The following is a 15573-nucleotide window of genomic DNA, read 5'->3' as shown; positions in this document are numbered from 1 at the left end:
GAAGCAGAATGCAAACATTAACAGTTATCACGAAGGCGGATAGCCATGCTGAACCTTCACCACCTGAACAGTTTCGTCATGCTGGAGCAGACCGGCAGTTTCACGGAAACCGCACTCCGCCTCGGCATCGGCCAGTCGACCGTCACGCAGCATATCCAGCGGCTGGAGAAATCGCTCGGGCGGCAGCTCGTCTTCCGCGATACGCATCAGGTCAGGCTGACAGCGGAAGGCGAGGCGCTGCTGGGCTACGCGCGCGGCATGCTGGAGTTGAACGGCAAGGTCGCCTCGCTGTTCGGCGAAAGCCGGCTGAGGGGGCGTTTGAGGCTGGGTGTTTCGGAGGACGTGGTGGCGAACCGGCTCACCGCCATTCTCGAGGATTTCATCCGGCTCTATCCGCTGGTGGATCTGGAACTGACCGTGGCGCTCTCTGCCGTGCTTCACCAGATGCAGGATGAGGGCGACCTGGACCTCGTGCTCGCCAAGCGGCATGTCGGTGAGACGCATGGGCGGCTTCTCTATCGCGAGCCGCTCGTCTGGCTGGCGCGCGATCCCGACCTCATTCTTTCGCGCGGCAACGCTCTGCCGCTCATCGCCTTTCCGCCGCCATCCATTACACGGCGCGTGGCGCAGGAGGCGCTCGACCGGGAAAAGATGCCCTGGCGGATCGTCTGCACCTGCGAAAGCCTGAGTGGGCTTACTGCCGCGGCGCGGGCCGGCATGGGCGTGCTCGTGCAGCCCCGCAGCATGGCGCCTTCGGGCCTGAAGGAAATCCCGGCCGACCGGCTGCCGGTGCTGGAGGACGCGGAGTTCGTGCTGATCCCCCGGCGCGGCGCGGATGCCGCGCTCACGGAGGCGCTGTCGAGCCTGATCAAGGCGCAGATCGTGCCGCAGCATCAGCGCAACGCGGCCTGATATTTGCGGCTGTCAGCCTGCCTTGCAGATTGACAGGAACTGGTCGATATCGTCCTCGGTCGTCGCGAAACTGGTGACGAGGCGGATCAGCATCTCGTCGTCCTTCACCGGCTCCGGCATGGCGTGCGGTGCCGGCCAGTCGTAGAATTTTGCCCCCCTGGCCTGGGCGGCTTCGGCGGAGGCCTTGTTGAGCACGGCGAAAACCTCGTTGGAGGTCGTGTCCCAGGCAAGCCGCGTGCTGTTCAGCGAACGAATGCCGGCGCGCAGCCGATCGGCCATGGTGTTGGCGTGGCGCGCCATGCCGAGCCAGAGATCGTCCTGCAGATAGGCTTCGAACTGCGCCGAGATGAAGCGGGTCTTCGAAAAAAGCTGGGCGGCGCGCTTGCGGATGAAGGCGAAATCTTTCGCCAGTTCGGGATTGAAGAAGACGATCGCTTCGGCGCACCAGCAGCCATTCTTCGTGCCGCCGAAGGAGAGGATGTCGACGCCGCGCTTCCATGTCATTTCGGCCGGCGTCGTGCCGAGCGCTACCAGCGCATTGGCAAAGCGCGCGCCATCCATGTGGACCGGCAGGCCGTTCGCCTTGGCGATGGTCGAGAGTGTTTCGATCTCGTCGAGCGTATAGATCGTGCCGCTTTCCGTCGCCTGGGTTAGGGTGACGGCGGCGGCGCGGCCGTGATGCAGCGAATCCTGCGGGAAACCGGCAATGCCGCTCGCGAGGTTCGCGGGGTCCATCTTGCCGTTTTCGCCATCAACCGGAACCATGCGCATGTTGCTGAAGAAATCCGGCGCGCCGCACTCGTCTTCGATCACATGCGCTTCCGAATGGGAAAAAACGACGCCGCCGATACGGGCGACGCTCGCCAGCGACAGCGAGTTGGCCGCCGTGCCGGTGGAGACGAAATAGACGGACACCTCACGCCCGAAAATCTCGTTGAAACGGGCTTCGACCGCCTTGTCCAGGTCGCTCGTGCCATAGGCGGCGGCGAACCGGGCCGATTCCCTGGAAAGACGTTCATTGATGGCGGGATGGGCGCCGGCCCAGTTGTCGGAAGCGAAGAACATGAAAGGACACCTTGGGAGAACTTTTGAAAAGGTCCGGCGCAGATTAGGCGTTTTGGCCTCACAATCAACGGTAAAGGCGCTCTCACCCAGCGGACCTATATCCGGGGCAATCATCTGAATATCACCAGACCTGAGAGGTAATTAAATTTCGCGCTTACGCATTGCCCGGCAATCTCCTGTCGCGGCGGTCCCGAAATTTTCAATCCATACTCTTGTTAACCGTTCTAATCTGTGTCATAGAAAATGCGAATTAGGACAGAAATGCTGTCCTAATTTCGGGAAATGAAGCGCTGGTTGGCCCCTCTTTTCCGCTGACGTCAACGCCGATCCGGGTTATGCTGCGCTGCAAAGCTGCATCTGACGCTGGAGCGGCGCCATCGCGTGAAAGAGGGTGGCGGGCAGTCTGTCATCCGAACGAGACAAATGAAAGCCACTTTGCCCGCTTCGACGCGGCCAACAGGAGGAATGACGATGACGAAGATGATCTCCCAGGTGCCCGGCCATCAGGCTCAGGCCTCCGCCGAGACGAATGCACGCGTCCCCTTTGTCGCCTCCGGTGTGCCAATGCGCCAGGGTCTCTATGACCCCCGCAACGAGCACGATGCCTGCGGCGTCGGCTTCATCGCGCATATGAAGGGGAAGAAGTCGCACCAGATCGTCAAGGACGGCCTCTTCATTCTTGAAAACCTGACACATCGCGGCGCTGTCGGAGCCGATCCGCTGATGGGCGATGGTGCCGGGATTCTCGTGCAGATCCCCGACCGCTTCTTCCGCGAGGAGATGGCGGCACAGGGTGTTACCCTGCCGAAGGCCGGCGAATACGCCGTCGGCCATTTCTTCATGCCGCGCGACGCCGATCAGATCGAACATTTCAAGAAGGTCATCGTCGACGTGATCGCGGAGGAGGGGCAGCAGTTCCTCGGCTTCCGCGAAGTGCCGGTCGATAATTCCTCGCTCTCCAAGGCGCCGGACATCGCAGCGACCGAGCCCTATCACCTGCAAGTCTTCATCGGCGCCGGCCGGGATGCTGCGACGAACCTTGAGTTCGAGCGCCAGCTCTTCCTCGTCCGCAAGGTGATCTCCAACCGTATCTACGACGCCTTCGGCGGCCAGGAGACCGGTTTCTATCCGGTCTCGCTGTCGTCCTCGACCATCGTCTACAAGGGCATGTTCCTGGCCTATCAGGTCGGCGCCTATTACAAGGACCTGTCGGACCCGCGTTTCGAAACGGCCGTGGCGCTGGTGCACCAGCGGTTTTCGACCAACACCTTCCCGTCCTGGAAGCTTGCGCACCCCTACCGCATGGTCGCCCATAACGGCGAGATCAACACGCTGCGCGGCAACGTCAACTGGATGGCGGCGCGTCAGGCATCTGTCTCCTCGCCGCTTTTCGGCGACGACATTTCCAAGCTCTGGCCGATCTCCTACGAAGGTCAGTCGGATACGGCCTGTTTCGACAACGCGCTCGAGTTCCTCGTGCGCGGCGGATATTCGCTTGCCCATGCCGTGATGATGCTGATCCCGGAAGCCTGGGCCGGCAACCAGTCCATGTCGAAGGACCGCAAGGCCTTCTACGAATACCATGCGGCGCTGATGGAGCCGTGGGACGGTCCGGCGGCGGTCGCCTTCACCGACGGCAAGCAGATCGGCGCGACGCTCGACCGCAACGGTCTGCGTCCGGCCCGCTACGTCGTCACCGACGACGACCGCGTCATCATGGCGTCCGAGGCCGGCGTCCTGCCGGTGCCGGAAGAGACCATCATCAAGAAGTGGCGCCTGCAGCCGGGCAAGATGCTGCTGATCGACATGGAAAAGGGCCGCATCATCTCCGATGAGGAGGTGAAGAGCGAGCTTGCGACCAAGCATCCCTATCGCAACTGGCTCGACCGCACGCAGCTCATCCTGGAGGACCTGAAGCCGGTGGAGCCCAGGGCGCTGCGTCGCGACGTGTCGCTGCTCGACCGCCAGCAGGCCTTCGGCTACACGAGCGAGGACACCAAGATACTGATGTCGCCGATGGCGACGACCGGCCAGGAAGCGATTGGCTCGATGGGCACCGATACGCCGATCTCAGCGATGTCGATGAAGTCGAAGCTGCTCTACACCTATTTCAAGCAGAACTTCGCGCAGGTGACAAATCCGCCGATCGACCCGATCCGCGAGGAACTCGTCATGAGCCTCGTGTCCTTCATCGGTCCGCGTCCCAACATCCTCGACCATGAGGGCATGGCGAATGCCAAGCGTCTGGAAGTGCGCCAGCCCATCCTGACCAACGGGGATCTGGAAAAGATCCGCTCGATCGGCCACACGGAAGACCGCTTCGATACCAAGACGCTCGACTTCACCTATGACATCGAGCGGGGCGCCGAAGGCATGCCGGAAATGCTCGACCGGCTCTGCGAGCGGGCGGAAGCGGCGGTCAAGGGCGGCTACAACATCATCGTGCTTTCCGACCGGCAGATCGGACCGGACCGTATCGCGATCCCGGCGCTGCTTGCGACCGCGGCCGTGCACCATCACCTGATCCGCAAGGGCCTGCGCACGTCCGTCGGCCTCGTCGTGGAATCCGGCGAACCGCGCGAAATCCACCACTTCTGCTGTCTTGCCGGGTTCGGGGCGGAGGCGATCAACCCCTATCTCGCTTTCGACACGCTGGTCGACATGCACGCCCGCGGCGAATTCCCGAAGGAGGTCGATGCCCAGGAAATCGTCTATCGTTACATCAAGGCGGTGGGCAAGGGCATCCTGAAGGTCATGTCCAAGATGGGCATTTCCACCTACCAGTCCTATTGCGGCGCGCAGATCTTCGACGCCGTCGGCCTGTCGTCGGAACTGGTCGAGAAGTATTTCTTCGGCACAGCGACGACGATCGAAGGCGTGGGTCTGAAGGAGATCGCCGAGGAAACCGTCACCCGTCACCATGCGGCATTCGGCAAGGACCCGGTTCTGGCCTCGACGCTCGATATCGGCGGCGAATATGCCTATCGCATGCGCGGCGAAAGCCATGCCTGGACACCGGATGCCATCGCCTCGCTGCAGCATGCGGTGCGTGGCAACAGCCAGGATCGCTACCGCGAATTCGCCGAGATGGTGAACGAGACATCGTCGCGGATGAACACGATCCGCGGCCTCTTCAAGATCAAGACGGCTGGCGAGATCGGCCGCAAGCCCGTCCCGATCGACGAGGTGGAGCCGGCTGCGAACATCGTCAGGCGTTTCTCCACGGGGGCGATGTCCTTCGGCTCGATTTCCCGCGAGGCGCATACGACACTGGCGATCGCCATGAACCGGATCGGCGGCAAATCGAACACCGGCGAGGGCGGCGAGGAAAGCGATCGTTATATGCCGCTGCCGGACGGTTCGATGAACCCGGAACGATCGGCGATCAAGCAGGTCGCTTCCGGTCGCTTCGGCGTGACCACCGAATACCTGGTCAATGCCGACATGCTGCAGATCAAGGTGGCGCAGGGTGCCAAGCCCGGCGAAGGCGGCCAGCTGCCCGGCCACAAGGTGGATGCGACCGTCGCCAAGACCCGGCATTCCACGCCGGGCGTCGGCCTCATCTCGCCGCCGCCGCACCATGACATCTATTCGATCGAAGACCTGGCGCAGCTCATCTACGACCTGAAGAACGTCAATCCGACCTCGGACATTTCCGTCAAGCTCGTCTCGGAAGTGGGTGTGGGCACGGTTGCGGCGGGCGTCGCCAAGGCGCGCGCCGATCATATCACGGTCGCGGGTTTCGACGGCGGCACGGGCGCATCGCCGCTCACCTCGCTGAAGCATGCCGGCAGCCCGTGGGAGATCGGCCTTGCGGAAACCCAGCAGACGCTGGTTCTGAACGGACTTCGTTCGCGCATCGCGCTGCAGGTCGACGGGGGCCTCAAGACCGGCCGCGACGTCATCATCGGCGCGCTGCTCGGCGCCGACGAATTCGGCTTCGCGACCGCGCCGTTGATTGCCGCCGGCTGCATCATGATGCGCAAGTGCCATCTGAACACTTGTCCCGTGGGCGTCGCTACCCAGGACCCGGTCCTGCGCAAGCGCTTCAAGGGCACGCCCGAGCACGTCATCAACTATTTCTTCTTCGTGGCCGAGGAAGTGCGGGAGATCCTCGCCTCGCTCGGCTTCACCAGGCTCGACGACATCATCGGCATGTCGGAACTGCTGGAGAAGGACGGAATGCTCGCTCACTGGAAGGCCAGGGGGCTCGACTTCACGAAGATCTTCCACAAGGTGGAAGCTCCCAAGGAAGCGACCTACTGGACGACCCGCCAGAAGCATCCGATCGACGACGTTCTCGACCGCAAGCTGATCGAAAAGTCGCAAGCGGCACTTGAGAGCAAGGAGCCGGTGGTCTTCGAAGTGCCGATCAAGAACGTCGACCGTTCCGCCGGAGCGATGCTGTCCGGTGCGCTTGCCAAGCGCTGGGGTCACAAGGGCCTCAAGGACGATACGATCCATGTGACGTTGCGCGGCACGGCCGGCCAGTCCTTCGGCGCCTTCCTTGCGCGCGGCATCACCTTCGACCTGGTGGGCGACGGCAACGATTACGTGGGCAAGGGCCTGTCCGGCGGCCGGATCATCGTGCGCCCGCCGGAAAACTCGAAGCTCGCGGCGGAGAACGCGATCATCGTCGGCAATACCGTGCTTTATGGTGCGATCACCGGCGAATGCTATTTCCGCGGCGTGGCGGGCGAGCGCTTCGCGGTGCGTAACTCCGGCGCCATCGCCGTCGTCGAAGGCGTGGGCGACCATGGCTGCGAATACATGACCGGCGGCATTGTCGTGGTTCTCGGCGAGACGGGGCGCAATTTCGCGGCCGGCATGTCCGGAGGCGTGGCCTATGTGCTCGACGAAAGCGGCGATTTCGCCAAACGCTGCAACATGGCGATGGTCGAACTCGAACCGGTGCCGGAAGAGGACGACATGCTGGAGAAGCTGCACCATCACGGCGGCGACCTCATGCACAAGGGGCGCGTCGACGTTTCCGAGGACATGACGCGCCACGACGAGGAGCGCCTCTACCAGCTCATCTCCAACCATCTGCACTACACGGGCTCGAACCGCGCCAAGGAAATCCTCGATCGCTGGAGCGAGTACCGGCCGAAATTCCGCAAGGTCATGCCGGTCGAGTACCGGCGTGCGCTGGAGGAAATGGAGCGCATGCGGATGGGGATCGCGGCGGAGTAGTTAAACTGTCGGCGCCTTATGTTATGAGTTCTCAACTTATGATGGAGGCGCCGATGGGACCAATTGCGAAAGAGCACGAAGGTAAGATCATCAGAGAGGGCAAGCGTCGTCTCGTTGCTATTCCGGATGACTTCTTTCTCGAAGGAGAGAAGATCATCATCCGTCAGGAGAGGGATGGAGCTATTACAATCCATCCTGCGGAAGAGGCGGCATGTGAGGCCATGTGGGACAAGTTTAATCCATTCGTTGAATGGGAAAATGGCACCTGGCCAGAGACGGTGAAACCTTTCGAATAACTGGCTGGCAACAGTGAAATTAGGAAAGTGGTTATGCGCATTGCCCATGGACTGGTTTCTCTGGTTGTTGCCGCCGCAGTTCCTGCAGCGATTTACCTGTCGAATGGTACGCTGGGACTGGAATTCATCGCACTGGGGGCGGGCCTAGGCCTTGCCTACTGGTATTGGGGGCCTTTGGCTCTGTAGTTTAGGTGTGAGGGCAAACGAGTGGGCAAGGTAACGGGTTTCCTGGAAATCGACCGGCAGGTGGCGAAGTATCAGCCGGCCTCCGACCGCATCCGCCATTTCCGCGAATTCACGATCCCGATGTCGGATGCGGAAGTCACCAAGCAGGCGGCGCGCTGCATGGACTGTGGCATTCCCTATTGCCACGGGCCGACCGGCTGTCCGGTGCACAACCAGATCCCAGACTGGAACGACCTCGTCTACAACAACAAGTGGGAGGAGGCGATCCGCAACCTCCATTCCACCAACAACTTCCCGGAATTCACCGGCCGCGTCTGCCCCGCCCCTTGCGAGGAGGCCTGCACGCTCAATCTGGAGGATGCGCCGGTTGCCATCAAGACAGTCGAGCAAGCGATCGCTGACAAGGCCTATGAATTGGGCTTCATCGCGCCACAGCCGGCGACCGTGCACACAGGCAAGAAGGTCGCGATCATCGGCTCCGGCCCCGCCGGCATGGCTGCGGCCCAGCAGCTCGGCCGCGCCGGCCACGACGTGCATGTCTACGAGCGCGAGTCGAAGCCCGGCGGGCTCCTGCGCTACGGCATTCCGGACTTCAAGATGGAGAAGAACTTCATCGACCGGCGGGTCGAGCAGATGAAGGGCGAGGGCGTGACTTTCCATACCGGCGTCAATGTCGGCGTGGACATGCCGGTCGAAAAGCTGCTTTCCGATCACGATGCGGTGCTTTATTGCGGCGGTTCGGAAACCCCGCGCCCGGCCGGCATTCCGGGCGCCGACCTGCACGGCGTCTATGACGCGATGCCCTATCTCGTGCAGCAGAACCGCCGCACCGGCCGCGAGAATATCGACAGCGTCGCCTGGCCGTCCGATCCGATCCTCGCCGGCGCCAAGCATGTGGTGGTCGTCGGCGGCGGCGATACGGCGTCCGACTGCGTCGGCACGGCATTCCGGCAGGGCGCCGTCAAGGTAACCCAGCTCGACATCCGCCCGCAGCCGCCGGAGAAGGAAGACAAGCTCGCTGTCTGGCCCTTTTGGGCGACCAAGATGCGCACCTCGTCGTCGCAGGCCGAAGGCGCCGTGCGCGAATTCCAGGTGGCGACGCTCGAATTCATCGGCGAAGACGGCCAGCTTACCGGTGTGCGCTGCTGCGAAGTCGACGAGCGCCGCAAGCCGATCGCCGGCACGGAATTCATCATCAAGGCGGACCTTGCCTTCATCGCGATCGGCTTTTCCGGGCCGCTCAAGGAGGGCGTGCTGACCGAGCTCGAAGGCAAGCTCGATGTCAATCTCGACCGGCGCGGCTCGACCAATGTCGTTGCCAACGACCGCGACTACAAGACCTCGGTCGACAAGTTCTGGACGGCGGGCGATGTGCGCCGCGGCCAGTCGCTGGTCGTCTGGGCGATCCGCGAAGGCCGCCAGGCGGCGCGAGCGATCGACGAGGCGCTGATGGGAAGCTCTGTATTGCCGCGGTAAGTTCGGTAATGGGGGCTTGTCCAAGCCCTGCTTTCGGGGCTGGTGGAAATTCCGTTAAGCCGTAACAAGTCCGCCCCCCTCTAGCCTGCCGGCCATCTCCCCCACAGGTGGGGAGATCGGCTGGACGCACCGGTTTCCCCAAACAAGAGGCGTACTGTTCAACAGATGGCCTGCTGCGACGGAAATAACGAGAGAGGCGGGAAGGCCGGGCCGCTTGTAATCTCCCCACCTGTGGGGGGGATGGCCGGCAGGCCAGAGGGGGCGGACTGCTCCAAAGTTACGATATGGGGTCTTCCCAATTCGTGTAGGAAGAGAGGCGGTTACTGCCGGCCGGTAGCTCACTGCGCCGCTGGAATCCGATAATCATCGATCCGTCCGGCCGGGGCGGGGGCAAGCTCTCCCCGCTTGACCAGTTTGTCGCGCGGCGTTTCCACGAGGATCGAGGGAAGTGGTGCCGCGCCGAGCAGGTCCTTGCCGCCGTCAAGCTCGGGGTCTGACAGGCTGATCGGATGGGTCGGGATAGCTTGACCGGGCGCGGCCGGCAGCGCGGACAGGGAGGGCAGACTGCTGGAATCAAGCTTGACGACGTCGGGGCTCGCCATTTCCCCGAGATGCCGGCGGACCAGTTTCTCGACATAGAAGGCGAGCTTCTGCTTGCCGGCCTTGGTGAAGGTAATCCCGTCGGAACTGCGCAGCCGCGCCTGTTGGCCGTTAACGTCCGAGCCCGTCAGGATGAACTTGCCGTCCTCGTCCACGAAGCCGTCCCAGATATCGACGAATTCGCCTCCCGCCTTCTCCGTTTGGCTCCGGTAGATGGCGTTCAGCGTCACCGCATCGGCCATCATGGAGGGCGACTGGAACGAGGGCAGGCCGACCCAGAGCAGCGGCAGCTTCCGGGAGGCGACGATGCCGGCGAGCTCTGCCACGCGCGTCTCGTATTCCTTGAACCAGGCCTCGCTGCGAAACTTTTCGCGCGTGCCGCCGATCTGCATCTGCTGGCGATCGTTGGCGCCGACCATCACCACGACGATGGCGGGCTTTGCTTCGTCGAGCATGGCCGGCAGTTCGGCCGACCAGTCGAAATGATCCTTGCGGACGAGGCCGGAGGAACCGTCGCTGCGTTCGACGACGGCGACGCCGGGAGACGTCGCGAACGCATTCTCCAGTTCGCTGCCAAGGCCGCCGGCCATGAAGTCGCCGACCACGAGGATCTGCCTGGCGTTCTCCAGCTTCGCGACGGGCTCGGGGGCGGGAGGTGCGACCGGCTGCGGCGGGCGCGGCGCCGCGGCGCGGCGAGGGGCCGGTTTGCGCGGCCGTGGTTTCACCTCGATGATCGAGCCGTCACGGTTATAACGCCGACGGGGCGCACGCTCGTAAGGTTCGTATCGCTCGTAGCGCTCATAGCGGGGGCCGCCGAACAGCAGGTCGAAGAGGTTGCGCCGCGGGGCCGGCTCCTGGGCGGTGGCGGGCGAGGTACCGAACGGCAAGGCGAGCAACAGCGCAAGCAAAACCGCGCCCAGACGAGCCCAACCTCCTTGTCCGCTGGTTTTCCACAAAGCCTTCATGCCTCGTACGCCTCGCACGCTCTACAGGTGCTGGACCATCGGAAAACCATGTGGAGCACTACGCCTGCTTGTCAACGCAAAGCTTCGAGAAGCTGCCGTGAGGGTTCGCCGCTTTGCTGCATGCCGAGCCGCTTCTGGATCTCGGAAATGGCTGCCTTCGAGCCGGAGCCGAAATTGCCATCGACCTCGCCGTTGTAATAGCCGAGCTCCTTCATGCGCGATTGCAGCTCGAACTTCTGCCTGATGTCGAGCGTGCCGTCCGGACGCGGCCATGCCTGCTGCATGCCGCCGTAACCGGCGATCTCGTCGGCGAGCAGGCCGACGGCGAGCGCATAGCTGTCGGCGGCATTATATCGCTTCACCACGAAGAAATTCTTGAGCATCAGGAAGGCCGGGCCATTCGTGCCGGCCATGAGCTTCAGTTCTGCGCGATCCGCGCCGCGCGGAAAGCCCTTGCCGTTCGGACGGGCGAAACCAAGCTTCGCCCATTCGGCCAACGTTTTGGTCTGGCCTTCGTAACGCGCGCCGCTTGCCGGAACTGCCGTTTCGTAACCCCAGGTCTTGCCTGATTGCCAACCGTTCTTGGCGAGCAGGTTGGCGGAGGTCGCAAGCGCATCCGGCACCGAATGCCAGATGTCGCGCTTGCCGTTGCCGTCTGCGTCGACGGCGTAGAGCAGGTAGCTGGTCGGAATGAACTGGGTGTGACCCATGGCGCCTGCCCAGGAGCCGGTGAGCTGCCTCGGTGCGACATCACCGGACTGGAGAATCTTCAAGGCTGCGACGAGCTGCTTGCGGGCATAATTGGAGCGCCTCGAATCACCCCATGCAAGGGTCGCAAGCGCTTGCGGGATGTGGTGCAGGCGCTCGGGATTGTCCAGTGCGGCGCCGTAATTGGATTCCATCGACCAGATGGCAAGCAGGATGTGCTTGTCGACGCCGAAATGCCGTTCCAGGGCGTTGAGCGTGGAGCCATGCCTTGCGGCCATCTCGCGACCGATACGCACGGTATAGGGATTGACGCGGGAATCGAGATAGTCCCAGATCTTCGATTTGAATTCAGGCTGGAACTGCGCCTTTTCAAGCACGTCCCGGTCGGGTTCGGTAATGCCGGCAAAGGCTCTTTCATAGGTGGAACGGGAAATCCCGCTCTTTGCGGCAGTCGGGTAGAATTTTGTAATCCAAGCCTTGAAACCGGCGTCAGCCCGGGCATCTATCGGCATGCTTGCGACAGCGAACCCAGCGCACAGGGAGAAAACAAATCCGCGCAAGAGGTTGGTGCGAAGTATCTTCATCGGCAGTCGTGTCCATTCTTCCTTTAACCAAGCCCGAAGGCGAGAGTGGCATGCGGCTTAACGATGTAATAACAGAATACGGTCAACAAATTCTTTACCATGGAAATCCGGCCAGCGGCAGTCTTTGCGAAACGGTAGCAAATCGACGCTAGAGGACCGGAATCGAACAACTCGCACGATGATGTGCTTTCAGGAGGCATGAGTGGCACAACAACAGAAGATCCGTAAGGCAGTGTTTCCCGTCGCAGGTCTGGGCACGCGCTTCCTGCCCGCGACCAAAGCGGTGCCGAAGGAAATGCTGACCGTGGTGGACAAGCCGGTCATTCAGTACGTGGTGGACGAGGCGGCGGAAGCGGGCATCGAGCATTTCGTTTTCGTGACCGGTCGCGGCAAGGCCGTTATCGAAGACTATTTCGACATCCAGTACGAGCTGGAACAGATGCTGCGCGAACGCAACAAGAATGCCGAGCTGACACTGCTCGCCGGCCTTCTGCCGAAGGCGGGCACGGCAAGCTTCACGCGCCAGCAGGTGCCGCTCGGGCTTGGCCATGCGGTCTGGTGCGCCCGGGACATCGTAGGCAGCGAGCCCTTCGCGGTGCTCCTGCCCGACATGATCATGTCGGCCGAGAAGGGCTGCCTCCGGGGGATGGTGGAGCTTTACGAGAAGACCGGCGGCAATGTGCTCGCCGTGCAGGAATGCGATCCGGACCAGGCGCATAAATACGGCATCGTCGGCGTCGGCGAGGCGGTCGGCAACGGGTTCAGGATCACGCAGATGGTGGAGAAGCCGCCGAAGGGGACTGCGCCGTCCAATCTCTACATCAACGGCCGCTATATCCTGCAGCCGGAAATCTTCAAGATCCTGGAGACCCAGGAGCGCGGCGCCGGCAACGAGATCCAGCTCACCGACGGCATGCTGACGCTCGCGAAGAGCCAGGAGTTCTCGGCCTACAAGTTCACCGGCGAGACCTATGACTGCGGCGCCAAGGATGGTTTCATCCTGGCGAACCTCGCTTTTGCCCTGCAGCGCGCCGATATCCGCCCGGCGATCGAGGAGCCGCTCAAGGCGCTTATCGCATCGCTGAAGTAGGACGGGAGAGGCCGGAACCTGCGGCCGGAATGTCGGAAGAACCCCTTGTGGCCCTGCTGTAAGGGGTTCTCCCTTTTTGGAGATGCATATCGACCATGGACGTCCAGGCAGACACGGATTTTCTCGAATTCCACGACCTGCCGGCGGAGATCGTCCTGGCGGTCCTTGCCCGTGCCGGCGAACTGGCGCAGGCTTGGCGCGCGCGGCGGATGCCCCGGAGCCTTTCCGGCAAGCGCATCGCGTTCATCGTCGATGATGGCGGCTGGCGCAACACCACGGCCTTCGATCTCGGCATCCAGGCGATGGGCGGCTTCTGCATCGACGCGCCGGTGAGCCTTGGCGGACGGGAGGCGATCGCCGACCTCGCAGGCTATCTCGACAACTGGTTCGACATGATCGTCATCCGCACGCGGGAGCTTGCCGGACTTCGCGAACTCGCGGCGAATGCCAAGGCTCCGGTGATCAATGCGCGGACACGGTCGAACCATCCCTGCGAGACGCTCGGCGATCTTGCCTATATCAGCAGCAGGCGGGGCGGCATCGAGAGATTGAAGATCGCCGGTGTCGCACCGGACGCCAATATACTTCGGTCGTGGGTCGAGGCATCGATCTCGCTGCCCATCGAGGTGGTGCAGGTTTTTCCGCAGAGATGGCATATCCGGGAGCCGGCGCTCGTCAACCGGAATTTCCGAGTCAGCGAGAATATGCGCGAACTTGAGGATGCCGACGTTATCCTGACGGACTCGTGGCCGGGCGGGGCGGAAGAGAGCGCGCTCGCCGATTATCGGATATCGGCGGCGATTCTGGACGACTGCCGTGCCGACGCGATCTTCATTCCCTGTCCGCCGGTCATGCGGGGACAGGAGGTGACGGCGGATGCCATGCTTCATTCCGTCTGTCAGAGCACTCCGGCGAAGGCATTTCTCCTGCATGCCCAGAACGCGCTCATGGAATGGATCGCCGGTCGGCCGGATATCACCGCTTGACGGTAAGCCCGACGCCGGCGCGGACGATGCGTTCATCGGAGCCGCCGCCATCCGCCTGCTCGTATTCCACGTCGCCGGTCAGGTCGAGATAACGGTTGATCGCCCAGGTAAGACCGGCGCCGGCCACCCAGACGGTCTCGTCGCTGCCGCCGCTTGAGAAATCGCGGTAGGTGGAGCTTCCGGTAAGGCGCGCCACGAGATGATCGCGCATTTCGTGCGTCAGTCCCGCGGTTGCCTGATATTCCACCCAGCCGCTCTGGCCCGGCGTGGTGGAATCCTGCACCGTTGTGCGCAGGCCGAGATTGACATCGGTGCCACGCTGCGGCGACCAGATCGCATTGCCGTTGAAGGTGATCGCGTTCACCGATTTCAGGCGGCTGTCCTCGTAATCGACGAACTCATAGCCGGTGCCGATCTCGCCGCGCAACTTCTCGCCGAAATCGAATTCCACGCCGCCGCGTGCCGCATAGCTCTGCGAGGAGCGGGCGTAACCGGAATTGTCGCGCTTCTGGTCGTAGAATGTGTGGCCGGTCGCCACTTCGACGTAAGGGATCAGGGCCGGCGAGAGCTCGTAGCCAAGCCGCAGCCTGCCGTCGATACCGCTGCGGTTGCGATCCTTCATGCTCACGACGGTGCCGTCCGAGAGTTTGGCGTCGGTATAGATGGCACGGGAAAGATCGAGTGCGGCGGTGCCATGGATTTTACCGAGATCGCGCTCCACCGAGAGGCCGCCGGTAAATTCGTTGACGCCCGATTGGGTCGTGGCGCCACCGATCGCGTTCGGGTCGTAGTCGTCTTCGCGGGAGAAGCTGTAGCCGCCCGTGATATGGGCGATGGTATCGTCGGCAAGATCCAGCCGCAGATCCGCATCGATGTTGGCTTCTGGCCGTTCGCCTTCGTCACCGCCGCGAAAGTTGCGCTCAAGGGTTCCTTCGCCGGTCACCGTCAGTGAATGGCGCGACCAGTCGGAGGAGAGGGTGCCGCGGATTACCGTCGAGAAGTAGTCGCGGCGACGCTCGCTGCCATTGGAACGGGTGATTTCCGTGTTGACGCCGTTGGTGACCGTGGGGCGGAGGAGAAAGCTGCCCAGCCGGATGCCGGTCGGATCACCCGGCTCGCGCGGCTGTTCCCGCGCGTCGATGGGCTCCGCGCCGGGATCGAGCGGCTGCTCGTAGGGCTGGTTCAGGTCTTCCTCGTAAGGCGGTTCCTGATCGGCATCCGGAACGGGGCCCGGTACCGCGCCGGTTGCGACATTCGGGTCGTCCCGGTTCGGATCGTCGGCAGCACCCGCCGTGCCGCTGGCCGGCTGGGTCCCCGTACCTCCGCCGAGGGTGGTTTGTGAAGTCGGTGCCGTGGCGTCCGCCACGGACGGCAGGGAGCCGCCCTGCGGCGGAAAGGGGCTGGCGGTCTGGGCGACGGCCGGCGTGGCAAGCGCTGAGCAGGCAAACAGCAAGCCGGCCGCCGTCCGGCGCCGTTCACGCGTCCTGCCTGTTCTCGTGATGATCTTCATCG

At 62.9% G+C, this 15573-nt stretch carries 10 protein-coding genes; 6 read left to right on the top strand and 4 right to left on the bottom strand.

All coding sequences use genetic code 11. The annotated features are described in order from the left end of the window. Positions 1–45 precede the first annotated feature (45 nt). The gene (locus QEO92_RS16800; protein ID WP_037155940.1) at positions 46–912 is read left to right on the top strand and encodes a LysR family transcriptional regulator; all 867 of its coding nucleotides are present in this window, start codon (positions 46–48) and stop codon (positions 910–912) included. Between the two features lie 12 nt (positions 913–924). Here the strand turns inward: QEO92_RS16800 and QEO92_RS16795 are convergent, their stop codons facing one another. After that, positions 925–1977, bottom strand: a complete 1053-nt coding sequence (locus QEO92_RS16795; protein ID WP_227703776.1) for a threonine aldolase family protein — start codon at positions 1975–1977, stop codon at positions 925–927. A 471-nt stretch (positions 1978–2448) separates the two neighbouring features. On the opposite strand from QEO92_RS16795, the gene gltB reads away from it, so the two are divergent. The 3 genes from gltB to QEO92_RS16780 all read left to right on the top strand — a co-directional run bounded on the left by gltB (position 2449) and on the right by QEO92_RS16780 (position 9128). After that, positions 2449–7170 (top strand): glutamate synthase large subunit, encoded by a 4722-nt coding sequence (gene gltB / locus QEO92_RS16790; RefSeq protein WP_320443031.1) that lies wholly within the window; start codon positions 2449–2451, stop codon positions 7168–7170. A gap of 53 nt (positions 7171–7223) precedes the next feature. Next, complete coding sequence (locus QEO92_RS16785; RefSeq protein WP_152601226.1) at positions 7224–7466, top strand: hypothetical protein; 243 nt, start codon at positions 7224–7226, stop codon at positions 7464–7466. A 207-nt stretch (positions 7467–7673) separates the two neighbouring features. Continuing rightward, positions 7674–9128, top strand: a complete 1455-nt coding sequence (locus tag QEO92_RS16780) for a glutamate synthase subunit beta (protein ID WP_037155945.1) — start codon at positions 7674–7676, stop codon at positions 9126–9128. 338 nt (positions 9129–9466) lie between these two features. Here the strand turns inward: QEO92_RS16780 and QEO92_RS16775 are convergent, their stop codons facing one another. Together QEO92_RS16775 and QEO92_RS16770 are read right to left on the bottom strand one after the other, a co-directional pair. After that, positions 9467–10693, bottom strand: coding sequence for an SGNH/GDSL hydrolase family protein (locus tag QEO92_RS16775; RefSeq protein ID WP_227703774.1), 1227 nt, complete (start codon positions 10691–10693; stop codon positions 9467–9469). A 71-nt stretch (positions 10694–10764) separates the two neighbouring features. Continuing rightward, entirely contained in the window at positions 10765–11913 is a 1149-nt protein-coding gene (locus QEO92_RS16770) for a lytic murein transglycosylase (protein WP_407722106.1), read from the bottom strand. 274 nt (positions 11914–12187) lie between these two features. Here QEO92_RS16770 and galU point away from each other — a divergent pair, with 274 nt between their 5' ends. Both galU and QEO92_RS16760 read left to right on the top strand, forming a co-directional pair. Further along, positions 12188–13075, top strand: a complete 888-nt coding sequence (gene galU / locus QEO92_RS16765) for a UTP--glucose-1-phosphate uridylyltransferase GalU (protein WP_227703772.1) — start codon at positions 12188–12190, stop codon at positions 13073–13075. A gap of 95 nt (positions 13076–13170) precedes the next feature. Then, the gene (locus tag QEO92_RS16760; protein WP_227703771.1) at positions 13171–14061 is read left to right on the top strand and encodes an ornithine carbamoyltransferase; all 891 of its coding nucleotides are present in this window, start codon (positions 13171–13173) and stop codon (positions 14059–14061) included. On the opposite strand, the gene QEO92_RS16755 is transcribed toward QEO92_RS16760, so the two are convergent. Further along, complete coding sequence (locus tag QEO92_RS16755; protein ID WP_227703770.1) at positions 14051–15571, bottom strand: outer membrane beta-barrel protein; 1521 nt, start codon at positions 15569–15571, stop codon at positions 14051–14053. The two genes, QEO92_RS16760 and QEO92_RS16755, sit on opposite strands and share 11 nt — an antisense overlap. Positions 15572–15573 lie beyond the last annotated feature (2 nt).

Source organism: Neorhizobium petrolearium, from assembly GCF_029854435.1.
GTDB classification, from domain to species: domain Bacteria; phylum Pseudomonadota; class Alphaproteobacteria; order Rhizobiales; family Rhizobiaceae; genus Neorhizobium; species Neorhizobium petrolearium.
The sequence above is the reverse complement of the archived record's forward strand: the minus strand, read 5'-3'. Positions and strand labels throughout refer to the sequence as shown.